Below are 24,360 nucleotides of genomic sequence, written 5' to 3' on the forward strand. Positions count from 1 at the left end.
ATGCCGGACGACTGCCTCTCACCTCAGGCTGCGGTGCCGACGACGATGCGGGGGGTTCCTGCCCACAGGGACGCGTCGGTGGCGTTGCGGCCGTCGACGAGGAGCTTCACGCCGGGCACGTCGGTCGGGGCGAGGGTCTTGTAGTCGGCGTGGTCCGTCTGCAGCACGGCGAGGTCCGCCGAGTCGCCGATCGTGTATGGCTCGAAACCGAGACCGCGCAGCTCGTCGTCCGTGTACAGCGGGTCGTGCACCACGACCTGCGCACCGCGCTGCGTCAGCGCGGTCACGGTCGGGAACACACCGGAGAACGCGGTCTCCTTCACCCCGCCCCGGTACGCCGCACCCAACACCACGGCCGTCAGACCGGTCAGGTCCCCGAGGATCCCCTCGGCCTGCGCGACGAGCCGTTCCGGCATCGACGCGTTCAACTGCCGTGCCACACGCACGATATCCGCATCCGGGTCGGTCGACAGATACAGGCGCGGGTACACAGGGATGCAGTGCCCGCCGACGGCGATGCCGGGACGGTGGATGTGGCTGTACGGCTGCGAGTTGCACGCGTCGATCACCTTGTACACGTCGATGCCGTGCGAGGCGGCGAACAGTCCGAACTGGTTCGCGAGGCCGATGTTCACATCCCGGTAGGTCGTCTCGGCGAGCTTGGCCATCTCGGACGCCTCGGTCGAGCCCAGATCCCACACACCGTTGGGCTGAGCGAGATCCGGCCGCTCGTCGAACTGCAGCACCGCCTCGTAGAACTCCCGTGCCCGACGGTTGCCCTCATCCGAGAGCGCGCCGATCAGCTTCGGATACTTCCGCAGGTCCGCGAACACGCGCCCCGTCAGCACCCGCTCCGGCGAATAGACGACGTGGAAGTCGACGCCCTCGGTCAGGCCGGAGCCCTCCTCCAGCATCGGCTTCCACCGGTCACGGGTCGTGCCCACCGGAAGGGTGGTCTCGTACGACACCAGCGTGCCCGGGGTCAGATGCTCCGCGAGCGAACGGGTCGCCGCGTCCATGTACTTGAAGTCCGGCTCCCAGGTCTCGTCATTCACGAAGACGGGAGCGACCAGCACCACGGCATCCGCGTCCGGGATCGCCTCGGCGTAGTCGGTCGTCGCACGCAGGCGACCGGCCGGGATCAGCTCCTCGAGCCGCTGCTGCAGCTCCGCCTCACCCGGAAACGGCTCCACCGCCGCATTGATCGAATCGACCGCCTTCTGATTGACGTCGACACCGATCACATCGTGACCGGACGAAGCGAACTGGACAGCAAGAGGAAGCCCGATCTTACCCAGGGCCACGACGGCAATACGCATGGACACCAGTCTACTTTCCTGATCGCGCTGACCCCGAGCAGATCGCTCAGATCGGGTGCGAGCAGCGGAGCCAGGTACTCAACGAACTCCGGCGTGAGGTGGTTCACGTCACGGTAGACGAGCAGATTCCCGACGACCACGGGGCACGACCGGGAATCGCAGATGTAGTCAGACAAGTCCGCGTATCTGCCCCCCGCTGCTTCGACGGCCAACCGCTCCGCTGCCGCGAGCTTCGGATCCAGCGCGGTGGAGCGGTCTCCCGCACACCGGTCGAGCGCCGACGGATTCGCGGACACACAAGTCGGCGGCGGCGCGACGAATCGCGGAGTGTCGGCGATGACCAGAACTTGACTTCCGGCATCGACAAGTCGTTTGACCGTGCGGCTCACGCCTTCCGACCACGCGCGTTCACGGGCGTCGCCGTCTGCGCTCGGCAGCGCATAGCCTGAGTAGCTTGAGATGACGACGGTATCCGGCGCCTGTTGCACGAGGTGATCCAGCACTGCGGCCCGCCAGCGATCGCACGACGAGTACGGGACGTCCTTGTCGAGCACGGTAGTGTCCACCGCAGGACAGGAAGACTTGGTGTAGGTGTCGATCGCGGTGCCGCCTGTTTGCGCAGCGTAGGCGTCAAGGGCGGGGAACCACTGGGCGGAGTGGGAATCCCCGAAGAGCGCGATGGTTGCCGCGTCTGCCCCGAGGTCACCGTACCGGCAACTCTGCACCTCTTCCTGCAGTACATCGTGATGGCAGCCGTCCGAATACATCGGAGGGAGATCATTCGCCACTTCGCCGAGCGTGGGAGTCATGTTCGAGGGAACAACCTCCGTCCCGCGCGGCGGATTCTCCGGTGCGGCGGGTGCCGCGATCGCGGGCCCGGAGACCACTGTGTCGCGCCCCTGCGCCCACGACGTGGTCCACACGAATGCGAGCGCGAGCACGAGCGTCACCGTCAGCGTCCCGAACAGCGTCAGGCGCGGACGTCGCTCCGTCAACACGCGGGGAGATCGGAACGGCGACTCGACGAACCGGAACAGGAGCCAGGCGAGAGGCACGGCGAGCACGATCCCGAGCAGTACCCTGACCGAAAGACGTAAGGGGTTCTGCTCCCCGATGGCAGCCTGCGTCACTATGAGCAGGGGCCAGTGCACGAGGTAGAGCGAATACGAGATCAGTCCGACGAACTGCATCGGGCGGATCGACAGGAATGTTGACGGCCCGCCCTTGACCGCAGAACTGCCGAAGTAGATGACGGCGGCCGTTCCCACAGTCGGCAGTATCGCCGCCGTGCCGGGGAACACCGTGCTGTCATCGTAGAAGACCGCACACCCGAGGACGAGCGCCAGCCCCATCCAGCCCCCCGCGATCTCCACCGCGCGGGGCAGACGCTGTCCGCCCCTCAGAAGCAACGCACCGACAAGGCCGCCGATGATCAGCTCCCAGGCTCGTGTGGGAAGCAGAAAGAAAGCGGCAGGCTGGTTGATAGACGTGAGGGCGACCCCGAGAATGAGGCTGATGATGCCCAGGACCGCGATCGCGACGACGACGCGTCGCCTGTTCCGCAGCATAAGCGTCAGCCCCATGAGGATGAGGGGCCAGAACAGATAAAACTGCTCCTCGACTCCCAGCGACCAGTAATGCTGGAAGGGCGATGGTGAATGGTCGGCCAGGTAGTCCGTGTTCTGGATGGCGAACCACACGTTCGGCACGTAGAGGATCGTGGCGAGTCCGTCCTTGAGGACCCTTTCCAGGCCGAGCGGCGGGTACAGGATGACCGCAGCCAGCGCAGTCATCAGAGCCACAGTCAGCGATGCGGGCAAGATGCGCCGGATCCGGCGTGCGTAGAACTCGCCGAAATCGACTCTCCCGTTTCGCTCTATCGCCTCAAGCAGGTGGCTCGATATCAGGAAGCCCGAGATCACGAAGAAGACATCGACACCGATGTATCCGCCGCCGACGAACGGCACGCCGGCATGGTAGAGCAGGACAAGCCCCACCGCGATGGCGCGGAGACCCTGGACGTCGGTGCGGAACCCCCGTTTCTTTGCAACGGGTGTCGCCGCCTCGGAAGTGGCCGTCGACCTCACTTGCCTACGGCCGGCATTCGCGCCGAGAGCTCGGCGATCACTCGCGATGCTGCATTGCCGTCGCCGTAGGGTGCTTCTTCTGTCGGGAGTGGAACGGGACGCGTCACTCCCGCAAGGATCTCTTCAGCGGTGTCGGCCAGGACGTTCCAGCCCAGCGTCACCGTCTCAACCCATTCGGTCTCTGAACGCACTGTCGTACAGGGCACGCGCAAGAGGAACGCCTCCTTCTGGAGGCCGCCGGAATCGGTCACGACGCCAGCGCTAGAGAGCGCAGCCGCGATCAGCTGAGGATACGGAAGCGGCGCATGGGCGATCAGACTCCCCTGCGTGAGAGAAATGCCATGGGCGGCGGCCTTGGCGACGACGCGCGGATGGGCGAGAAGGACGACGGACTTGTCCAGACGAGACAGGCTGCCTACGACGGCCGCAAGCCTGGCGGGGTCGTCCGTATTCTCGGCACGATGAATGGTAGCCAGATAGTATCCCTGCGGCTCCAGTCCGAGTTCCTGAGCCAGCGCGGGTGCGCTGCTGCCCACCTCGTTCCGAACCTCGAAGAGCACGTCCGTCATCACGTCACCGACGAGGACCGTCCGCTCCGCCAGTCCTTCCGTGGCCAGGTGCCCTACCGCGACCTCCGTTGGGGCGAGCAGCAGATCGGACGCATGATCGGTCAGAACTCGATTGTGTTCTTCCGGCATGCGTCTGTTGAAGCTGCGCAGACCGGCCTCGAGGTGCGCCACGGGAATGTGCATCTTGACCGCGCTGAGCGCGGCGGCGATCGTCGAATTGGTGTCACCGTAAACCAGGACCCAGTCCGGTCGATGCTCGTCGAAGACTGCGTCCAGAGCCGAGAGCATGGCTCCAGTCTGCGACCCGTGGGAGCCACTGCCCACGCCGAGATGAACGTCGGGAGCCGCGATACCGAGATCTTCGAAAAAGACATCTGAGAGCATCGGGTCATAGTGCTGACCGGTATGCACGATGACGTGGTCGACCCCAGCGGCGAGTGCGGCCTTATGAATCGGAGCGAGCTTGACGAACTGCGGGCGAGCACCCACGACACTGACGATCTTCACAGGAGTCGAGTCTACGCAACGTTCCTGGGACGCCCCCCCAGCGGGCTCCGCTGCCTAGCCGCTCCGAGCATCATGATGCGCGAGGACCACGCCGAGAACGATCTGAAAACCCAGCAGAACGGCGGTGAGGACACTGACCATGGTGACCGCGTGGAGGACATCGCCTCGAAGCAGCAGGAAGGTACCGACGGCACCGCCGAGATACAGCGTCGAGATCACCAGCGGGATCCACTGTCGCTCGGTCACCAGGTAGAAGGGCGCCATGGCCACAGCTAAGAATGAGAGGTAAACCCATGGCACGAGCGCCTGTGCATATCCCGCCGACTCGGCATACTGCGCACCGAGGAACCACGGGATGAGCCACGGAGCGAGCAGGTAGATGAGGCCGAACGGGATGATGCCCACCGCCGCACAGCCCAGCGTCGCGCTGACCATGAAGCGGTACCTAGCGACCCGGTCAGTGCCAGCCAGCCGTTGCAGTACCAGCTGGGACATCGCATTTCCGAGCAAAAAGGACGGGATCTCGAGCAGCTTCCACGCCATGCCGAAGAGACCCAGTGCTGACACGGACACCAACCCGATGGTGAAATTAACTGCGCTGATCCTCAATGCATCGATCAGTGCCGTCGGCCCGTTCAACAGGGGCATTCGACGGTACAGATTCATGAGTCGGAGCGCTTGGGCCCAGTGGTCGCGCGGGGATCGCCTGACCTGGCGCGCGAGTACACGGATACCCCTGCGAAGCGGCAGCGACAACGAAGCGACCGCCGCCGACTGCCCGATGAGCCCTCCGCCGACAAGGCCGACTGCGCCTACCGCGGTGAGGCCAAGGCCGACCTGTCCCCCGGCGGTTCCAATCATCATCGTCACGCGTCCCCCGCTGATGCGGCCGTATCGCCCTCGCCTGTTGAACCAGAACGAGAAGATCGAAACGAGCGCGAGCAGGAAACCGCCGAGCGCAGCGAACGGAAGAAGCCATCTGAGGTCGGCTGCTCCGGTCGCCTCCGCGATTCCTGGTGCGATCACCAGGAGGATCAGTGCAGCGATGACGCTGATGATCAGCGCGATCGCGCAAGAGAGCAGTCCCAGCAGCCTGGCGTCGGAGTCCTTCTCGGGCAGCACGATGGCAACGTCGTACCGGAGCGCGACGACGACTGCCAGGACTCCCGCGACGGACGAGTATATCGTGAACGCCCCGAACTGCTCGGCCGTGAAGAGTCGCGCCAGGATGGGCATGGCCATAAGCATCGCGAGCTGCCCGATGGCGGTGCCGCTGATCAGCGTCACCGCATTGCGGACGACCTCAGCGCGCGCGAGATTCGTGATGATCCGTCGCATCGCGCCCGTTCACCACGCGATCGTCTGACCGGTACGCGCCGACTCGAGCGCCGCCTCGACGACCACCAGCGTGCGCTGGCCCTGTTCCATGGTGACGACGTCGGTCGGCTTGCCGAGGACGGCGTCGCGGAAGGCTTCGTGTTCGACACGGAGGGGTTCGCGTTTCGCGAACGCGTACCGGGTGACGTCGCCCTCGGACACGCCGCGGAACGAGGACACGGATTCCCATTCCAACGGGATGGTGCCGTTGGCGTAGAAGGTGAGATCGCCCGTGGACGTGTCCGCCACGAAGGCGCCCTTCTCGCCCGTGACGACCGTGAGACGCTCCTTCATCGGAGAGAGCCAGTTGACGATGTTGTTCACGATCACCCCGGACTTGGTGCGCCCGGTGATGGTGATCATGTCCTCGAACTCACGCCCGGACTTGAACGCCGTCTGCGCGAACACGACGTCGTAATCGGACTGCACCACCCACGCGGTCAGATCCACATCATGCGAGGCGAGATCCTTCGCGACACCGACATCCGCGATCCGCGACGGGAACGGGCCCTGCCTGCGGGTGACGACCTGATACACCGCACCCAGATCTCCCGCCTCGATCCGCCGCCGCAGCTCCTGCAACGCCGGGTTGAAACGCTCGATGTGCCCGACAGCACCCACCAGCCCCGCATCCCGGAACGCGTCGACCATCCGCTCGCCGGCTTCCAGGGTGTGCGCGATCGGCTTCTCGACCAGGGTGTGCACCCCGGCGGCTGCGAGCTTGAGCGCCGCGTCCTCATGGAACCGGGTCGGGACCGCGACGACAGCGATGTCGATGCCGGCGGCGATCAGCGCCTCGATGTCCGGCAGGACCTGCAGGTTCCCGGCGACCCCGTGCGGGTCCCCACCGGGGTCGGCGATCGCGACGAGTTCCACCCCGTCGAGTTCGCGCAGCACCCTGGCATGATGGCGACCCATCATGCCCACACCCAGCAGACCCGCCCGCAACACGTCGGCCATCAGGCGCCCGCCCCGGCCACCGCGTTCACTGCGGTCACGATCCGCTCCAGATCATCCTGCGACAGCGACGGGTGCACCGGCAGGGACACCACCTCACCGGCCGCACGCTCCGTCTCCGGCAACTCCAGACCCGGCGCGAACGGCGCCAGCGACGGCAGCCGGTGGTTCGGGATCGGGTAATACACGCCCGCGCCGACCTGATGCTCGTCCTTGAGCGCCCGCACGAACCCGTCCCGGTCCTCCGTGATACGCACCGTGTACTGGTGATACACGTGCACCGCACCCTCCGCGACCGGCGGCACGACCACACCGCGCAGGTTCGCATCCAGGAACGCCGCATTCGCCTGGCGTGTCTTCGTCCACGCGTCGACCTTCGTGAGCTGGACGCGGCCGATCGCGGCGTGAATGTCGGTCATCCGGGCGTTGAACCCGATCACCTCGTTCTCGTACTGCCGCTCCATACCCTGATTGCGCAGCAACTTCACCCGACGGGCGATCTCCGCCGTCGCCGTGGTCACCATGCCACCCTCACCACTGGTCATGTTCTTCGTCGGATACAGGCTGAACATCGCGAACTCACCGAACGAACCCACCGGACGCCCATCCAACGACGCCCCATGCGCCTGCGCCGCATCCTCATACAACGCCACACCACGCTCCGCGGCCAGCGCCGAAAGCTCCCGCATCCGCGCCGGGTGCCCATACAAGTGCACCGGCAGGATGCCCTTCGTCCGCGGCGTGATCGCCGCAGCGACCGCCGCAGGATCCAACGAGAACGTCTCGGGCTCGATATCCACGAACACCGGCGTCGCACCCGTCAACGCCACCGAATTCCCCGTCGCCGCGAACGTGAACGACGGCACGATGACCTCATCACCCGCACCCACACCCACCGCAAGCAGACCCAGATGCAGACCCGCAGTCCCGGAATTCACAGCCACCGCAGGACGACCGGGCACGAAATGCTCGGCGAACTCCTCCTCGAACGCCGCCACCTCCGGCCCCTGCGCCACCATGCCGCTACGCATCACACGATCAACCGCCGCACGCTCCTCATCACCGATGATCGGCTTCGCCGGGGGAATGAACTCGCTCACGCGGCCTCCTTGGTCAGGGTTCCATTGGTTTCGAAGTAGCGACTGCCCGTTAAAGGGCAGACCCAGACGTCGGCATGGTCGCCGGCGACCAAGGGCACACCTGACTCGCCCACCCAGCCGATCCGCTTCGCGGGCACGCCTGCCATGAGTGCATATGCGGGAACATCCTTCACGACGACCGCGCCCGCGGCGACGGTGGCCCACGCGCCGATGGTCACGGGAGCGACACACGTGGCGCGCGCGCCGATCGCCGCACCCGTCTCGATGGTCACCCCGACAGGCTCCCAGTCATGGGCGCTCTTGAGCGTGCCGTCAGCATTGATCGCGCGAGGGTACGTGTCGTTGGTCAGGACGACGGCGGGGCCGATAAACACGCCATCGGCGAGCTTCGCAGGCTCGTAGACGAGCGCGTAGTTCTGCACCTTGCAGTTGTCGCCCATCTCGACGCCGGTGCCGATGTACGCACCACGGCCGACGATGCAGTTCTCCCCCATGCGGACGCCTTCGCGCACCTGAGCCAGGTGCCAGATCGAGGAACCGTCTCCGATGGAAGCGTCGGGCGAGACATCAGCGGAGCCGACGATCCGCACGCGTTCAGAATGACTCACTTTTCGAGTCTACTCGGCGCAGACATGGTCTCCTGAAGCACGTTGAGGGTGGCATCGGCTGCGCGCTCGCCCGCAGCGACCAGTGAGACGTTGTCGGCCGCCCATCGACCGCGCGTCATCCTCAGTTGCTCGGTCAAGCCACTCCTGCGTTGATCCAGCAGTTCGCGCATTGCGTCCGCGATCGCCGTTGCGGTGAAGTCGACGCCGAGGCCCAGGCGGTTCTCCCGGACGAGCGCGCCACCGGTCGAGGCGCCAGCGAACAGCACAGGAGTGCCACAGGCTGCAGCCGCGTACGTCTTGGTCGGTCGCGCGAAGTCGTAACCGATTCCGGGCACGATGGAGACGAGAGCCCCGACCGCTCCCCGGATCCACCGTGCTGATTCGGCGGGACTCACCACGCCACCGAAGACGATACGTCCCGGTACGAGTTCCTCAGCTAGCTGTTTTGTGCGTTCCAGCAGCGCTCCTTGTCCGTAGAAGCGAATACCGACGGTCGGCTCGTCGTCCGCGATTAGCGCGAGCGCTTCGACGAAGCGCTCGGGCCGCTGCCACTCGGAAAGCGTTCCGGTATAGACGAAGTAATCCTCGGTGGACGCCCCGTCGACATCCGGACGGAACACCTCCGTATCGATTCCATTACCGATGGTGGAGATACGATCCGACGCGGCATCCAGGAGTTCCAATCGCTGGGTCACTTCGTCTGAGACGGACAGTATCCGCGCCGCTCTACGAAGGACCGACCGCTCCAGCCAGCGCATGACCGCGACGACCGGTTTGGGAGCACCCATGGAGATCACCCCATCCGTCCAGACATCAGCCGCGTAGTACACGAAAGGACGCCGTTTGAGTGCACACACGGCGGCTACCACCATCCCGGTCGTGGGAGGCGACTCGGCGATGGCCAGATCGAACCGGCGCCGTAACAGGCGGAAGAAGAGAGGCACATCAAAACTCATGTACTGGATGTACCCGCGCACATTTCCGCCGGGATCACGAAGCACGCGCGCCCGAGAGATCGAAATCGCCGACGGATCCGGGGTCTGCGGCGCGTGCGCTGGCGGAATGGAGGTGACGACCTCGACATCAGCAGTGCTGGAGAGCGCGAGCGACAACGACCGGAGTCGGAACGCGGCGGCGCTCACCTCCGGCGAGAAGAGTCGGCTCGCAAGAACCACATGAGGTCTCGCGACCTTCTTCATTCGTCCTCCTTCAGTTCATCGACCCGTGAGGCGTCTCGTTCCTCGAGTGCTCTGATGCGCTCCTCATGGAACGCACTCTGTTCCGCCAGAGTTCTCATCCGCTCCTCAGTACGCGTGAGTTCGGCGCCGTACTGCAGGCTCACCAGGAACAGAAGCGCGATGGCTACGAAGAAGACGAGATTGAGAGGAATTGCGATCCCCAGAACCGAGGCGGCCCAGATCAGAGTCTGCGGGAACACGGCGATGACTAGAGCCAGCACACCGCCGATGAGCCACCAGATCGCGTGGCGCTCTCGAAGTGTGGACCTTCGCATCAGCTCCACGATCGCGACGAACGCAAGAACTGCCGCGACGATGCCGATGACATACGGACCCAGGGGCATCATCCCTGTCCCCCTGTGAACATCTCGTTTCGCGGTCTGAGCAGAGCCAAGAGCATAGCCATCCCCGCACGGAACAGGTACACCGCCGCCTTCATGGGGTTGTGGGACGGCTCGCCGGCCTGTCGTACACGCATCTCTACCGGCTCCTGTCCCAGACGGAGCCCAGCGCGGGCGGCGATGACCAAGGCCTCCAGCGTGTCGCCCAGATACTCTGCTGGGAACGTATGCGCGAACAGGCGCACCGCCCTCGGCCCCGCGACTTTGAATCCGCTCGTGACATCGGTCAAGTGCACGCCCGACAGATGGCTGATCACGCTCGCGAAGGTCTTCATCGCCCACCGCCGAGGACCGCTCACCGAATAGTCTCCGACGCCGGCGAATCGGGCACCGATGACGAGATCGCACTCGGCGAGACGGTCGAGCATACGGGGGACGAACGCCGGGTCATGCTGTCCATCGGCATCCACCTGAACGACGACGTCGAAGCCGTTGCTCTCCGCATACCGGAAACCGGCTCTCATAGCACCGCCGACACCCAGGTTATAAGGGAGAGCGAGCGTGGTGGCACCAGCGGCTCGTGCGCGCTCGACCGTCCTATCGGTTGAGCCGTCGCTGACGACCAGCACTTCGGCCGTCGGATTCGTTCTGCGCACATCGTCTACGACATCGTGCACCGAAGCTTCCTCGTTCAACGCGGGGATTACGATCAGGACTCTCAGTTCATCCTTCATCTGCACTCCGTGATCCTCCACAACGATGCGTCTCCGGATCGCGCCACCAGCTCGAAACCGCTACTGTTCTCGAAGCCTGACAGGCCCGGCATGAGCCACCTTCCTGGCGTCTGATCTCCGGGGCCGAAGTCGAGGACATAGTCGTATCCTCGATCCGCGACGATCCTACAGGCGCGCGAATCCGTCGACAGGTCTTTCAGGTGCTCCGCCAAGTAGAGGAAGTCCGAATCGTCGGGGCGTGACCACGTACGCGGATAGGCATCCAAGCCTGTCAGCCCATATGTGAACGCCCCGCCCGTGGACGGGTTGACGAGAATCTGCTCGTCCGCGGAGACCTCTGCCGGCAACGCGTCGATGACCTCCATCTCGTCTTCGGAGAGGTACGACGAGTCCGTGGTCGCGTAGCCCTGCGCACGTGAAGGCGACGCTGCCGCTACAAAGCCCTGCGCCACGGCGGCGAGAACCAGGGCCGTCGCCGCGATGCCTCCGCCGACGCGCCTAAGCCTCGGGCCGCCCAGACTTGTCAAACTGCTGGCGCCGACCGCTGCCAGCGGGATTGTCGCCACGGGCAGCAGCGCCCCGAACCGAGGTATGTCACCATAGAACGCACCTAAGAGCAGGCTGCGCAGGAACGGGTTATGGACGGATGCCGCCACGACAAACAGCAGCACGAGGACGGCCCAGAAGGCGACCAGCCATCGGTGCCCGCGGATCAGACAGAAGACGACACCGACGAGCGCCAAGATGCTAACGGCGATCGAGGGCGCGAGACCGATGGGTGCGTTAAATAACGCGTTAAGTGCAGCATCGAGCAAGGACCGATTTGGGGCCCACTGCACGCCCGAAGTCGCTCGCGAGAGCAGCAGCCACCCGAGAGCGGAAGCGATCACTGCGCCGCCCACACCGATCACCAGCGACATGCGCCGCGCACCGGAAGAGTTCCAGCGGGAGGCCAGAACGGCGAGACCCGCCAGCGCGACGCCCGCCAGCACGATCTGGATCGTGGCGGGCTGTGCCAGCCCGATGCCGATGATGCCGACCAGCCCCAGGGTGCTACCTGCGAGATAAAGTCCTGGGCTGCCTGTCCGACCCGAAAGCGCGCGCGCCAGGATCACGATGACCGCCAGCAGCGTCGGCAGCAGCGCCACCGAAAGCGCGTACGGGAACAGGACGCCCCACTGAAGCGGCAAATATGGGAAGGCCAGCATCAACGGGGCCAGTGTTGCGGCGAAGGCCACCGATCGTGCATGCCACGAGCTCACTGCCCCCGTGAAGGCGACGACTCCGACGGTCCACACCGGCCCGGCGATCAAGACCGACATCGCATTCGTCGCAAACGTCAGCGGTGCTCCGCTTGTCGTAGAAAGGGACACGATCGCGTGCCATCCGGCCGGATAGAACTGATGCGCCCCGAGCATCCCAGCGACCTCGAGAGACGACGCGGAGCCGGTCTCATCGATGAAGCGGAGCGCGTTCAGATGGAACACCGCGTCATTGGACTGCGAGATCGCGGAGGGATCGCCGATACTCGCGGCCATCGCCATTCCTCCGATGATGGCGCCGAGGACGACAGCCCAGAGCGCGTATCGCGGTAATCGTGGGCGTGCGGCCTCGATGGGAGGAACGAATCGGCGAACCACGGCGGCGCCACCCAGCATCACAAGAATGCACAGCGCCGCTGATGCGAGACTCCAGCGCAGTCCGATGAATCCGAGGATGATCGCAGCGGTTCCTCCGAGGGCAACACTCGCAATCGGCGCGCACGCGAGAAGCAGCACTCCCTTGAGACGCAGGATCGCCCCGAATGCCAGACCGGGAAGGTACAGAATCGCGGCGACGAAAGCGAGGACACCGACGAAGATCAACCAGTCGGTCATTCAGTGAGCCTTTCCAGGGCTGCATCGATCACTCCGTCGAAGACGACGTTCCCGCGGTTGAGGACTACTCCACGCGTGCAAAGCTCACGGACCATCGCTGCGTCATGGCTCACGACGACCAGGGTCTTTCCAGCGTCAATCAGCTCTTCAAACTTGCCCCGGCACTTCTCTCGGAACGGAGCGTCGCCAACAGAGAGAATCTCATCGACGAGGAGCACATCGAGCTCGACATGGATCGCCACCGAGAAGGCAAGTCGCATAAACATTCCGGAGGAGTAGTGCTTGACCTCTTGGTCGATGAACTCCTCAATCTCGCTGAACGCGACGATCTCGTCGTATCGCGCTTCGATCTCGTGACGTTTCATACCCAGGATCGCCGCGTTGAGGAAGACGTTCTCACGGCCGGACAGGTCAGGGTGAAAACCAGCGCCGACCTCGATGAGTCCTGCGACGCGCCCCCGAGTGAGTACCTCTCCGGTGTCAGGTTGCATCACTCCTGAGATGAGCTTCAACAGCGTCGACTTGCCGGATCCGTTCAGCCCGAGCAGAGCCACCGACTCGCCCTTATTGATCACGATGTCGACGTCCTTCAACGCTTCGAATGTGGAGCTCGTCTTGCGACGACGAATCCAGGAGACGACGGTGTCCTTGAACGAGAAGGCGTGATTGAGCGTGAACATCTTATGAACGCCTGAAACGATGACGCTCGGTGCGAGGACTGTGGCATTCATAGGTACTGCGCGAACTTTCCTTCGAGACGACGGAACACCAACTGTCCCAACAGCAGGGTGACCACTGCGATCAGAAACGCCCAAAGCGTGTTCCACCCCAGTGCGGGTGGAACACGGATCATCCCATCGAGCCCGAGGGACACCGGACGCCAGAACGCATAGTGGAACAGTTCGACGGCCTGAGTGATTGGATTGAGCATGTAAATCTCGACGAGCCAGGCCGGCCAGCGCAGCTTGTCCGTTGCCGCGGTCTCGACCATAGTCCACGCATACAGCACCGGAGATGCCCAGGTAGCAAGCAGAATCATCAGCTCAACGATGTTCTCAGCGTCCCGGAAGCGGACATTGATCGCGCCGAAGAACAGTCCCAGTCCCAACGCGAACAACATGATGATCAGCAACCCGGCCAGGACGGCTCCGAGCGTGAGGAGCGAGATGTGAGCACCCCATCCCATCAGGAGGCACACGAGGAGGAGCAGAGCGATCTGTGGCAGGAAATGCACGAACGCGACCATGACCGCGGAGACGGCGAACAGCTGGCGTGGAAGGAACACCTTCCGTACGAGCGGCGCGTTCCCCACGATCGAGGTGGTCGCATTCTTAAATGCTTCCGAGAAGAGATTGATCACCACGATGCCGGAGAACAGATACACGGCATAGTTCGGTATGCCCTTGTTCATATTCAGGAACAGCCCAAGGACCACCCAGAAGACGAGGAACTGGGTCGCAGGTCGAACGTACGACCATGTCCACCCGAGCACCGAATTTCGGTATCGCGTCGTGACACCAGTGCGCACCAGTAGCTGAAGCAGGTAGCGCCAACGGATAACGTCTTGCAAGCCGCGGCTCTGCCCTGGACGCGTGAACGCGGCACGGGGGACTGCCTGGAATATATTTCGTGTGTCGATCACTGCCTACTCGTTTCGCGGGCGCCACGACACGACGCACGACGTCAACATCCTACGCGGGAGTTGCTGAAAAACTGGGTCACAGGGTCCGCGTCACGGGTCAGCGGATCGTGACCGTCCCAGTGACTGTGTTCAAAACGATCTGTCCGCCCTCGAATCGCTGACTGCGCAGTCCGTTGCTTGTCACTGCCTCCGCAATCGGGTAACCGAGGGTACTTGATGTGCCGCCCCGCTTCATCCATTCAATCAAGATCGCACCGGATGGAATGAGGTGCGACGCCGTCCCCGACGAATAGGCGACCACTCCGGTCTGAAAAGCCATCGTGCATCCGCCGTTGGCCAGTCGGCAAGTCGCCTCTCCCGCGGGCCAACCCCACCGTCCCGCTGCACCGCCTGACGCCACGTAGTTCGTGCGATACGGCCCGAAACCCATGGCAAACGCGCCCGCCGACGAGGACCACACCGTTCCCGCAGTGAACTCCTGCACAAAACCGCCACCATTCGCCGAAACAGACGACTGCGCCTTCGCCGGATACCCGAGGACCCCGGCACCGCCAAAGGCGGTCCAGGCCTTGGCGACCTCCGCTGACACAAGATCGGAACCCGTGGACGGCGAATAGAGCGCTACACCCTTCTGGAACGACATCGAGCATCCACGCCCGGCGAGAGTGCAGTCCGCATCCCCAGTCGGCCAACCCCACCGACCCGCTGCACCGCCTGACGCCACGTAGTTCGTGCGATACGGCCCGAAACCCATGGCAAACGCGCCCGCCGACGAGGACCACACCGTTCCCGCAGTGAACTCCTGCACAAAACCGCCACCATTCGCCGAAACAGACGACTGCGCCTTCGCCGGATACCCGAGGACCCCGGCACCGCCAAAGGCGGTCCAGGCCTTGGCGACCTCCGCTGACACAAGATCGGAACCCGTGGACGGCGAATAGAGCGCTACACCCTTCTGGAACGACATCGAGCATCCACGCCCGGCGAGAGTGCAGTCCGCATCCCCAGTCGGCCAACCCCACCGACCCGCTGCACCGCCTGACGCCACGTAGTTCGTGCGATACGGCCCGAAACCCATGGCAAACGCGCCCGCCGACGACGACCACACCGTTCCCGCAGTGAACTCCTGCACAAAACCGCCACCATTCGCCAAAACAGATTTCATCGCGGTCATCGGATACCCATAACGGCTGTTCACGCCACCAGCCGCTCGCCACGTGGCGAGCGTGTCGCCTGACACTTCTACCAACCGCGTGGCCGGCGAGTACGCGATGGTTCCACCCTGAAAATCCTGAACGTAACCCTGTGACGGACCTGCGACTGCAACCGTCTTCGGATACCCGAATCGGCTCCGCTCAGAACCTAAGAGCTCATACAGTTCATCGAAGCCCCGAGGGACGAGATTCGATGCGACCTCGGGCGAGTAGAAGCCAGTTCCGTTTTGGAATGGCATCTTGCAGCCGCCGTCCCGCAGCCGACACTCGGCTTCACCGATCGGCCAGCCCCACGCTCCCGATTCCGCACCTGCAGCGCGGTAGTTCGTCAGATAGGGTCCGAGCCCCATCGAGTACGCCCGAGTCGCTGAGGACGGCTTCCAGATCACACCCGCTTTGAACTGTTGCACGTAGCCTCCACCGTTCGCTGCGACGTACACAGCCGTCGCAGTCGGAAGCCCATAGGACCCCGACTCGCCACCGTTGCGCTGCCATTCGGTCGCGATAGCCCCGGTGACTGCAGGTGACGTCGACGCAGGCACCTGCGTCGACCCGAACCAGTCGGTGAAGTAGTTGTAGAAGTTCCTGTTGCCGTAGCTCGAGCAGGAGTCGCCCGTGCCGTACCCGGCCCTCAGCGCAGCCGCATTGGGCTGGTACGGGGTGTAGTAGTAAAGCGCCGAGGTCGCCTTGTTGGCGACGTAGACGGGCGCGGTTCCGCAGGCCTTGTTCGGGTGGTACTGGATGTTCCAGGTCTTGCCCGGCGCGTACCAGGTGAAGTACCTGCCCTTCCATATAGGTCTGCATCTGCCGCGCTGCACCGTAGATCTGGTAGAAGAACCCGACGTACTTCGGATTGCACCCGGCATCGTCAGGGCATCCCTGTCCCAGGGCCTTGTCGTACCGCCAGGCGCTGGGCCAGGTGTGGGTGACCAGGCTCTGCTCCTTCTGGAGCATGACGATCAGCACCTGCGGGTTGATGTTGCAGGACTGCGAGACGCGGTAGATGATGCGCGCAGCGCTCTCGCCAGTGGCGCCGGTGTATCCCTTGCAGTAGGTATCCGCCGGTCGGTTCACCGTGTCGGTCTTGTAGTCCTTCAGGCAGACGATCGGCCGACCGTCCTCGTCGATGCCCCCACGGCACGTCTTCACCTTCGAGTTGAAGAACGTCTGGATCTGCGCCTCGGTCATGGTCAGCTCGTTCGTGAACACGGCGTCGCTGATGATGTTTCCGGCGTTGAATCCGGCGAGCGAGGTCTTGACCGGACCACCCGCCACGGTCTGAGCAGTGGCGGGGACAGCCGGCGCAGAGGCCGCGAAAGACGGTGCCGCCGTGCCGAAGATCAGGGCGAGGACCGCCACGAGTGTCGTCGTCCAACGCGTCGTTCGAGACGCTCCCAAAGCCCGGGTGCCACGTGAATGCATGTGAATAGTGTGACTGAAGTTGACGGATGATGCCAGTGGGGCGGAATATCGGCTGATTCCGCGCGGCGTTTCGCGATCCTCGAAGCGGACTTTCAGAGTTCCGCGTGCAGCGCCCACACCCGCTCGGCGCTGCTCGCCCAGGAGAATGCCCTGGCGCGGTCGGATGCCAGCACGCGCAGACGCTTCTCCCCCGCGCCGAGGGCGTCGCCGACCGCATCCGACACCTCCGCGGCGTCCACCACGGCTCCCCCATCGGCGATCACGTCACGGTGCACACCAGAGTCGACGGCGACCACCGGAACCGACAGCGCCATGGCCTCGATGGCGCGCCAGGGCCATGCGGACCGCTCCGAGGTCGCGACCAGAGCAGCAGCACCGCCGATCACCGCCGCCCGATCCGCGTCATCCAGGTGTCCACGGATGTGCGCCCGCCCCTCCGGCAGCCCGGCCGCCGCCGCGGCATCCGCCAGAGCGGGCTCGCTGCCGTCCACAGCATCCAGCACCACGGCATCCACTCCCGCCCGAGCCGCAGCGCGGAACCCCGCGGTCAGCGAGTCGCCTTCTCCGGAGATCACGATGTACTGCCCGGCGATCTGCAGGGCCTCACGTCGCGACCGGGCGTTCTCCGGCACCCGGAAGCCATCGGGAACCGCTCCCGCGATGACCCGGATCCGATCGCCCAACCGGGCGATCTCGCCGAGTCTCTGACCTATGGAGTGCGCGGGAACCACCACCGCATCGGCATGCTTCACCGCGCGCTTGAGCATCGCGCGCTGCCAGACCACCTGCGTCTTCGACAGCGACTCCGGCGCCTCCCAAGCGCACAGATCCCACAGTGTGACCGTGATCTGGTCGTTGTCGTGCGCGCGGTCGTGCTTCACCAAAGGCGCCATCAGGCTCGGTGCGTGGATCAGGCCCCCGCCGACACCGGGAGCGAATCCCATCTGCCAGGTGGTCGCCAGTTCTGCCCGAGCAAGACCCAGCGTCCGCACGTTCTGCACGCCGCTGACCGACACGTCCGCGCCCCTCGGAAGGAGCGCCGAGACGACGCATCCACGCGGTGCTGTGGCGACCAGTCCTGCCGTCAGCGACAGCGCCGCGCGAGCCTGATCGGCATCCACGACCTGAGACGCCTGATCCAGCACGACCCGCAACTGCACACTCATGAAAACAGCCTAGGCGCGTCGTGCAGGTATGCCCCGAGGCGTGGCCGTCACACGACGCGAATCAGCGCCCCAGCATCCCCATCAGCTCGCCGGCGTCTCCGTCTTCGGCGGATGCAGCGCCTCCTTCACCATCTCTCGGATCAGGGCATACTCGGGGTTCTTCTCCGCGATGCCGTTCGCCGGGGTGAGCTCGATGCGGGTCACCGGCTGCTTCTTGGCCTTCATCATCAGGTCGAAGAACTCCGGCAGCTTGTCCTGCGGCAGATCGGTCGACGCGAGATCCGCACCGGCATCAGCGACCGAACTGAACCGCGAGAGCACGTTCTGCGGCGTGGACTGCGCGAGGATCGCCTCCTGCAGCTCGCGTTGCCGCCTCATCCGGTCGTAGTCGCTCGTCGTATACCGCGAGCGCGCGTACCACTGCGCGGTGTCACCGTTCATATGCTGCTGGCCGGCTTCGATCCAGCCGGTCGCCCAGTCCTTCGCGGGCTCATCCTTGTAACTCGGGCCGCCGCCCTTCGGCAGACGCTTCTTGACGTTGATGTCCACCCCTCCCAGCGCATCCACGAGCGCCGCGAAGCCGTTCATGTCGAGGAAGACGTAGTAGGGGATCTCGATGCCCAGCACGCCCTCCGCGGCATCCTTGGTGGCCTCGATCCCGGGCGCGGAGCCGTGGGCCTTCGCATCGGGATACAGCGCCTTGCCCTGGTCCTCGCGGCAGACCTCGGCTGCGTTGCGGATCTGGTTCATCCACGGGTTCCATCCGCACGTGGAGTCGCTGTGCCCCTCGAAGCCCTCGGGGTACAGCTCGTGCATCGGGCTGTCCTCGCTGAACGGCGGGTGCGGCAGTTCGCGCGGGATGCCGGTGATCGTCATCGCACCGGTGTCGGCGTTCACCGACACCACCGAGATGCTGTCGAATCGCAGCGAGTCGCGTCCGTCGCCGCTGTCCGCACCCAGCAGCAGGATGTTGTAGTAGCCGTCGCTGGGCGGCAGGCTGGGGCCGCTGTTTCCGAAGACCGCGCTGATCGCTCCGCGGCCGGAGGCGACGGCGTTCGACGCGTACACGGCGCCGGAGGCGGCCAGCGCGAACACCAGCACGGATGCGATGGGCGCCGCCCACCGGGTGATCGTCGGCACCTTCACCAGGCGAACCAGCCGCAGCGTGTCGATCGTGAGGATCAGCCACAGCACCACGTAGCCGATCAGCAGCACCTGCGCCAGCGTGAGCACGAACCAGGAGAGCGGGCCCGTGGCGAACCAGATCATCACCCCCTGAGCGAACAGGGCGAGACCTGCGGCGATCACCAGCAGGAACCAGCCGAGCAGGGTCGCACCGAGACCGAAGCGGCCCAGTCGCCGACTTCCGGCGAGCGCCTGCGCGGAACCGGGCACGAGCACGTTCATCACGATGAGCCACCAGGCCCGCCGCCCCATACCCGCAGCATCCTGCGTGTCGGGATACCGGAGCGGCTGGGACTCGATCAGCGGCCGCGCGCCTCGTTCCGAGGAGCGCGGAGCCGCAAGAGTCACAGCGAGTCCTTCAACCGCTGATTCTTCTGCTCGACCTGACCCTCGAGGTCGCGCGCGTACGCCTCGACGCGGTCGGCGAGATCGGCATCCGCTGTTCCGAGGATGCGTGCGGCGAGGATGCCGGCGTTGCGTGCACCGCCGATCGAGACCGTGGCGACGGGGATGCCGGCGGGCATCTGCACGATCGAGAGAAGCGAGTCCATGCCGTCGAGATAGGCGAGTGGCACGGGCACGCCGATCACCGGCAGCGCGGTCATGGATGCGAGCATGCCCGGCAGGTGGGCTGCTCCCCCGGCTCCGGCGATGATCACGCGGACGCCGCGACCGCGGGCCTCGCGGGCATAGCTCATCAGCTTGTCCGGCGTGCGGTGCGCCGAGACCACTTCGACCTCGTGGGCGACGCCGAAGTCGGTGAGCGCCTGAGAGGCGTCGCTCATCACGCGCCAGTCGGAGTCGGAACCCATCACGACGCCGACCAGGGGCGAACTCGAGGAATGCAGCGGCTCAGTCACCATGACAGGCTACGGGGCGCCCCTGTGAGATTCTCGCAACGGCACGCGCGCGGCCCAGACGGAACCGGCTCAGGAAGAGCGGCCCAGACGGAACCGGCTCAGAGGAAATGCGCGGCCGCGGCCCGGGCGACGTACGCGACGTCGTCGAGGTCGTCGCCCGTGACGTTCACGTGTCCCACCTTGCGGCCGGGGCGCGGAGCCTTGCCGTACGTGTGGATCTTGGCCTCGGGATGCTCGTTCATCGCCTGTGCGAAGCGGTCCTCGAGCGCTCCCTCCGCGGGTCCGCCGAGGATGTTCACCATGACGGTCCATGGCGAGCGCGGCTCGGGGCGCCCGAGAGGGAGGTCGGCGACCGCCCGCAGGTGCTGTTCGAACTGGCCGGTCACGGCGCCGTCCTGGCTCCAATGCCCGCTGTTGTGCGGACGCATGGCGAGTTCGTTCACGAGGATCCGCTCATCGTCGGTCTCGAACAGCTCGACCGCGAGCATGCCGGTCACGCCGACGCCCTCGGCGATCGTGCGGCCGATCTGCTCGGCGACCTCGACGAGCCGCGCGCCCGCCTCCGGCGCCGGTGCGATGACCTCGGCGCACACGCCATCGCGCTGCACGGTCTCCACCACGGGGTAGGCGACGATCTCGCCACTGGGGCGTCGGGCGACCTGCTGCGCCAGCTCACGGGTGAAGGAGACCAGCTCTTCGACGAGCAGCGCGTCGCCCTCGTCGAGGCCGGCGAACCAGTCCTCGGCCTCGACGCCGGCGTGGACCACGCGCACGCCCTTGCCGTCGTAGCCGCCGCGTGGGGTCTTCACGACCGCGCCGCCGCCGTGGTCGTCGATGAAGCGCTGCAGCTCGTCGATGCCGCGCACGGCCGCCCAGTCCGGTTGCGGCACGCCGAGTTCGGTCAGACGCGCGCGCATGACCAGCTTGTCCTGTGCGAACTGCAGCGCATCCGGTCCCGGGTGCACCTGCACGCCGTCGGCGACGAGTGCGCGCAGCACCTCCTGGGGGACGTGCTCATGATCGAAGGTGACGACGTCGACGTCCTTCACGAAGGCCCGCACGGTCTCCAGGTCGCGATAGTCCCCGACCGCGGTGGCCGCGAGCTGCGCGGACATGCCCTCGGCCTCGGCGAGGACGCGCAGATCGATCCCGAGCTCCACCGCCGGCGCGATCATCATCCTCGCCAGCTGTCCCCCGCCGATCACTCCCACGCGCACAGTCATCCGCGAATCCTCTCGTCAGGGACCATTCTTCCGCATCCGATGACGTCGAAGTCACCAGCATCGAGGTCGCCGGCGTCGAGGTCGCCGGCGTCGACGCTCAGCCGTCGGAGAGCGGGCCCGGGTACGAACCGGACTGGGCGTCACGATGCGCGAGGATCTGATTGACCTCGACCTGGTCGGCCAGAACCTCGTGCACGAGGTTGACGCTGGGCACGTTCACGAGCCGCAGCGGGGCGTCCACGCCATTGCTCAGGGTGATGGTGCCCGCACCCCACATGCGCTGGATGAGCCCTCGTCGCACGGCGATCGAGTATCCGCGCGCGTGCGAGAGTTCGCGACGGTTGCGTGCCCCGATTCCGCTCTGCACGATGACCCGTCGGGTGGTGATCGTGTACGAGGTGGCGAACCAGACCAGGAACGGCACGAGCACGAGCAGCACGACCGCTGCGGCGGCCACGGCCGGCACCATCCAGGTCTCGAACCCGGACGGGACGTTTCCGTAGAAGTAGACGCCGGCACCGCACACCGCGATCAGCACCAGAGCGGACCAGAACAGCCGCCGCGCATGGCCGCGGAATCGCGCGACGACCAGCTCTTCGGCGGGTGCGCCGGGCGGCGGCATCATCGGCCGTCCTCCGAGAGTCACGGGCTGGGTCACCCCTCCATTGTGCCTTCGACCGGGGACAATGGAGGATGCCGCGCCGGGCCCGTCCTCCGGCCCCGGCTCCGGCCCCTGGACGGGCTGTCGATGCCCGCGCGTGTCAGGCGAGCCGCACGTGCACGACGTCGCCGGAGAGCACCTCGTGCTCCGCGGATCCGTCATCGATGACCAGTCGGCCGTCAGCGGCCAATCGGGTGGCCACACCGTTCAGCGTGCTGCCGTCCGGCATCGACACGTCCACGGTCTGCCCGAGGGTGAGGCAGCGCGCGGTGACCTCGGCGTGCAGGCCCACCGCATCCCCGGACCGACTCAACCCGGAGATCGCGGCGTCGAGCCCGACGAGATAGTCCGCGACGAGCCTGTCGGCGTCCACGTCGACGCCCAGCGCTGCGAACGACGTCGCCGTGGGCACGGGCAGCTGCTCCGCACTCATCGCCGTGTTGATCCCCGTCCCGACGATCACGGCCCCACCGGAGACCTCGGCGAGGATCCCGCAGATCTTGCGCCCGTCGACGAGCACGTCATTGGGCCACTTGAGCCCGACCCGGTGCCCCGGCAGCTGGGCGGCGACGGCATCCGTCATCGCGACCCCCGCGGCCAGCGGGATCCAGCCCCAGGCTGCCGCGTCGGCGGGCAGGTCTCGCAGCAGCACCGATACGGCCAGCGCCGAACCTGGCGGAGTGCTCCAGGTGCGATCCAGCCGGCCGCGGCCGGCGGTCTGCGAATCGGTGAGAAGCACCGACAGGTGCGGCCAGGCCGCGGCATCCGCAGCCCGCTCGCGCAACTCGGCATTGGTCGATGCGCACTCCGGCAGCACCACGAGCGACGAGGCGACGTGAGATGAGCGGGTCAGGTCCATTCAGTCCTCGTCGTCGTCATCGTCATCGTCTTCGTCGTCCGGTGCGGTCGCCGTGGCATCGAGCGCGTGCCACTGGTCCCACTTCTGCATGAGCTGCTCGATCGCACCGTGGAACTTCGCGGTCGCCGCTCCCGGCGTCGTGTCGCCGAAGTAGTGCTGCACCCAGGTGTGCAGCCGGGCGACGGCATCCTGATCGGCGCTGACCCGATCTACCTCCGAGACGATGTCTCGGGCACCGGCGACGCTCAGCCACTCGCAGTCCGACAGGTATCCGGTGGTGTCGATGGATGCGCGCTCGTCGGCAGGACGCGTGATCAGCAGCGGCTTGCCCGCGGCGAGACGGTCGTAGACCATCGCCGAGATGTCGACGATCGCGACGTCGGCCGCGGCGAGCTGCCAGCCCAGGTCCGGGCCGTTGTCATAGACGTGGTGCGCGGCGGGGTCGGCGGCGTTGGCATCGGAGATCGCGGAGAGGATGCGGCGGTGCGCGGAACCGTACTCCTCGTCCACCACCCCGCTGCGCGGATGCGGCCGGTAGACGACGCGGTGGCGAGGGCTGGCCAGCAGCTCGCGCATGAGCGCCTCGCCGTGCGTGGCGATCGACCCGTAGTGCGCGGAGGGGCGGTCGCCCTCCCACGTCGGCGCGTACAGCACCACCATCCGATCGTCGGGGGTGTACGGCAGGATGCCGGAGTAGTGATCGGCCTGGGGTCGGCCGATCTCGATCGCCCGGCGGTCGATGTCGTAGTCCCACAGCGTGCGCGTCAGCCGGTCGCGAGCGGCCTGACCGGCGATGAAGGCGTAGTCGTAGGCCTTGTACTGGTTCGTGGTCATGTACATCTTGTCGGACTCGCCGTGGTTGATGAACACGTGCCAGCGGCGCCCGTAGCGGAACATCTGGAAGTTGCGCGTGTTCTGGTTCACGTAGAGCACGATGCGGATGTCCTGCTTGGCGAGGAACCGCTCCAGGTTGCGCACCGTCGGCACGAACGCGACCGGCGGAGCATCCTCCTGGATCAGCAGCTCGGCTCCACCCGCGCTGCGCGAGAGGACCACGACCGGCCACAGCTTCGCGAGCTCCTCGAGCGGGCGGTACCACTGACGCATCTGATACATGTTCACCGCGCCGTCGGCGAAGTACACCGCAACCTTGTACCGGTTCTCGGGGTGCGGTCCCTGCGCCTTCAGCGCACGGCGCACCCGCTGCACGGCGCTGCGGGACGCGAGCGCCTTGCGCAGAAGCCGATACGCCTTCTTTCCGTCTCTGACCACGCCCATCGTTCCAGAATACGGGGTGCCGCCGCACCGACCCGGGCGTGTGGCGGTTCGCGGACGCCAACCTCCGAGTATCCCGCGTATGTCGACGAAACCGCATGACATGATCGACGGGTGCACGAGAACGAACGGAACACGG

General features: G+C 65.7%; 22 protein-coding genes and 1 pseudogene. 1 reads left to right on the forward strand and 22 read right to left on the reverse strand.

Annotation, left to right across the window (positions count from 1 at the left end; genetic code table 11):
* Positions 1-23 precede the first annotated feature (23 nt).
* From QF046_RS04860 to QF046_RS18255, 15 genes and pseudogenes are all read right to left on the reverse strand, one after another.
* Positions 24-1,319: a nucleotide sugar dehydrogenase gene (locus tag QF046_RS04860; RefSeq protein ID WP_307366792.1), complete on the reverse strand. Its 1,296-nt coding sequence runs from the start codon at positions 1,317-1,319 to the stop codon at positions 24-26.
* Positions 1,241-3,406 carry an acyltransferase family protein gene (locus QF046_RS04865; protein WP_307366795.1) on the reverse strand — a complete coding sequence of 722 codons (2,166 nt, stop codon included), beginning with the start codon at positions 3,404-3,406 and terminating at the stop codon, positions 1,241-1,243. Before QF046_RS04865 ends, QF046_RS04860 begins: the two co-directional genes overlap by 79 nt.
* The gene (wecB, locus tag QF046_RS04870; protein WP_307366799.1) at positions 3,403-4,482 is read right to left on the reverse strand and encodes a non-hydrolyzing UDP-N-acetylglucosamine 2-epimerase; all 1,080 of its coding nucleotides are present in this window, start codon (positions 4,480-4,482) and stop codon (positions 3,403-3,405) included. The genes QF046_RS04865 and wecB overlap by 4 nt, the downstream gene beginning before the upstream one ends.
* Before the next feature lie 54 nt (positions 4,483-4,536).
* The gene (locus QF046_RS04875; protein ID WP_307366801.1) at positions 4,537-5,820 is read right to left on the reverse strand and encodes a lipopolysaccharide biosynthesis protein; all 1,284 of its coding nucleotides are present in this window, start codon (positions 5,818-5,820) and stop codon (positions 4,537-4,539) included.
* Positions 5,821-5,829: 9 nt separating this feature from the next.
* Complete coding sequence (locus QF046_RS04880; protein WP_307366803.1) at positions 5,830-6,819, reverse strand: Gfo/Idh/MocA family protein; 990 nt, start codon at positions 6,817-6,819, stop codon at positions 5,830-5,832.
* A complete protein-coding gene (locus QF046_RS04885) occupies positions 6,819-7,916 on the reverse strand; it encodes a DegT/DnrJ/EryC1/StrS aminotransferase family protein (protein ID WP_307366807.1) in 1,098 nt (365 codons plus the stop codon). The genes QF046_RS04880 and QF046_RS04885 overlap by 1 nt, the downstream gene beginning before the upstream one ends.
* Positions 7,913-8,524 (reverse strand): acyltransferase, encoded by a 612-nt coding sequence (locus QF046_RS04890; RefSeq protein WP_307366809.1) that lies wholly within the window; start codon positions 8,522-8,524, stop codon positions 7,913-7,915. Before QF046_RS04890 ends, QF046_RS04885 begins: the two co-directional genes overlap by 4 nt.
* Complete coding sequence (locus QF046_RS04895) at positions 8,521-9,723, reverse strand: glycosyltransferase (RefSeq protein WP_307366811.1); 1,203 nt, start codon at positions 9,721-9,723, stop codon at positions 8,521-8,523. The genes QF046_RS04890 and QF046_RS04895 overlap by 4 nt, the downstream gene beginning before the upstream one ends.
* A complete protein-coding gene (locus QF046_RS04900) occupies positions 9,720-10,109 on the reverse strand; it encodes a DUF2304 domain-containing protein (RefSeq protein ID WP_307366813.1) in 390 nt (129 codons plus the stop codon). The genes QF046_RS04895 and QF046_RS04900 overlap by 4 nt, the downstream gene beginning before the upstream one ends.
* The gene (locus QF046_RS04905; RefSeq protein ID WP_307372719.1) at positions 10,106-10,837 is read right to left on the reverse strand and encodes a glycosyltransferase family 2 protein; all 732 of its coding nucleotides are present in this window, start codon (positions 10,835-10,837) and stop codon (positions 10,106-10,108) included. The genes QF046_RS04900 and QF046_RS04905 overlap by 4 nt, the downstream gene beginning before the upstream one ends.
* Positions 10,834-12,714 (reverse strand): DUF6541 family protein, encoded by a 1,881-nt coding sequence (locus QF046_RS04910; RefSeq protein ID WP_307366815.1) that lies wholly within the window; start codon positions 12,712-12,714, stop codon positions 10,834-10,836. Before QF046_RS04910 ends, QF046_RS04905 begins: the two co-directional genes overlap by 4 nt.
* The gene (locus QF046_RS04915; RefSeq protein WP_307366817.1) at positions 12,711-13,445 is read right to left on the reverse strand and encodes an ABC transporter ATP-binding protein; all 735 of its coding nucleotides are present in this window, start codon (positions 13,443-13,445) and stop codon (positions 12,711-12,713) included. The genes QF046_RS04910 and QF046_RS04915 overlap by 4 nt, the downstream gene beginning before the upstream one ends.
* Positions 13,442-14,356 carry an ABC transporter permease gene (locus QF046_RS04920; RefSeq protein WP_307366819.1) on the reverse strand — a complete coding sequence of 305 codons (915 nt, stop codon included), beginning with the start codon at positions 14,354-14,356 and terminating at the stop codon, positions 13,442-13,444. The genes QF046_RS04915 and QF046_RS04920 overlap by 4 nt, the downstream gene beginning before the upstream one ends.
* Positions 14,357-14,453: 97 nt before the next feature.
* The gene (locus QF046_RS04925; protein WP_307366821.1) at positions 14,454-15,920 is read right to left on the reverse strand and encodes an LGFP repeat-containing protein; all 1,467 of its coding nucleotides are present in this window, start codon (positions 15,918-15,920) and stop codon (positions 14,454-14,456) included.
* A gap of 6 nt (positions 15,921-15,926) precedes the next feature.
* Positions 15,927-16,436, reverse strand: a pseudogene (locus tag QF046_RS18255) (LGFP repeat-containing protein); the annotation flags it as partial.
* Positions 16,437-16,696: 260 nt separating this feature from the next.
* Here QF046_RS18255 and QF046_RS18260 point away from each other — a divergent pair.
* Complete coding sequence (locus tag QF046_RS18260; protein ID WP_373425661.1) at positions 16,697-16,852, forward strand: hypothetical protein; 156 nt, start codon at positions 16,697-16,699, stop codon at positions 16,850-16,852.
* 232 nt (positions 16,853-17,084) lie between these two features.
* On the opposite strand, the gene QF046_RS04935 is transcribed toward QF046_RS18260, so the two are convergent.
* From QF046_RS04935 to QF046_RS04965, 7 genes are all read right to left on the reverse strand, one after another.
* Positions 17,085-18,158 (reverse strand): glycosyltransferase, encoded by a 1,074-nt coding sequence (locus QF046_RS04935; RefSeq protein WP_307366825.1) that lies wholly within the window; start codon positions 18,156-18,158, stop codon positions 17,085-17,087.
* An 81-nt stretch (positions 18,159-18,239) separates the two neighbouring features.
* Positions 18,240-19,691, reverse strand: a complete 1,452-nt coding sequence (locus tag QF046_RS04940) for an LCP family protein (RefSeq protein WP_307366828.1) — start codon at positions 19,689-19,691, stop codon at positions 18,240-18,242.
* Positions 19,688-20,155 carry a 5-(carboxyamino)imidazole ribonucleotide mutase gene (gene purE, locus QF046_RS04945; RefSeq protein WP_307372721.1) on the reverse strand — a complete coding sequence of 156 codons (468 nt, stop codon included), beginning with the start codon at positions 20,153-20,155 and terminating at the stop codon, positions 19,688-19,690. The genes QF046_RS04940 and purE overlap by 4 nt, the downstream gene beginning before the upstream one ends.
* Before the next feature lie 146 nt (positions 20,156-20,301).
* Complete coding sequence (locus QF046_RS04950; RefSeq protein ID WP_307366830.1) at positions 20,302-21,426, reverse strand: 5-(carboxyamino)imidazole ribonucleotide synthase; 1,125 nt, start codon at positions 21,424-21,426, stop codon at positions 20,302-20,304.
* A 97-nt stretch (positions 21,427-21,523) separates the two neighbouring features.
* Complete coding sequence (locus QF046_RS04955; protein ID WP_307366832.1) at positions 21,524-22,084, reverse strand: PH domain-containing protein; 561 nt, start codon at positions 22,082-22,084, stop codon at positions 21,524-21,526.
* Between the two features lie 103 nt (positions 22,085-22,187).
* On the reverse strand, positions 22,188-22,946 hold the full coding sequence (locus QF046_RS04960) for a biotin--[acetyl-CoA-carboxylase] ligase (protein WP_307366834.1): 759 nt from the start codon (positions 22,944-22,946) through the stop codon (positions 22,188-22,190).
* Positions 22,947-24,224, reverse strand: coding sequence for a CDP-glycerol glycerophosphotransferase family protein (locus tag QF046_RS04965; protein WP_307366835.1), 1,278 nt, complete (start codon positions 24,222-24,224; stop codon positions 22,947-22,949).
* Positions 24,225-24,360 lie beyond the last annotated feature (136 nt).

The organism is Microbacterium sp. W4I4 (assembly GCF_030816235.1).
Classification (GTDB): Bacteria; Actinomycetota; Actinomycetes; order Actinomycetales; family Microbacteriaceae; genus Microbacterium.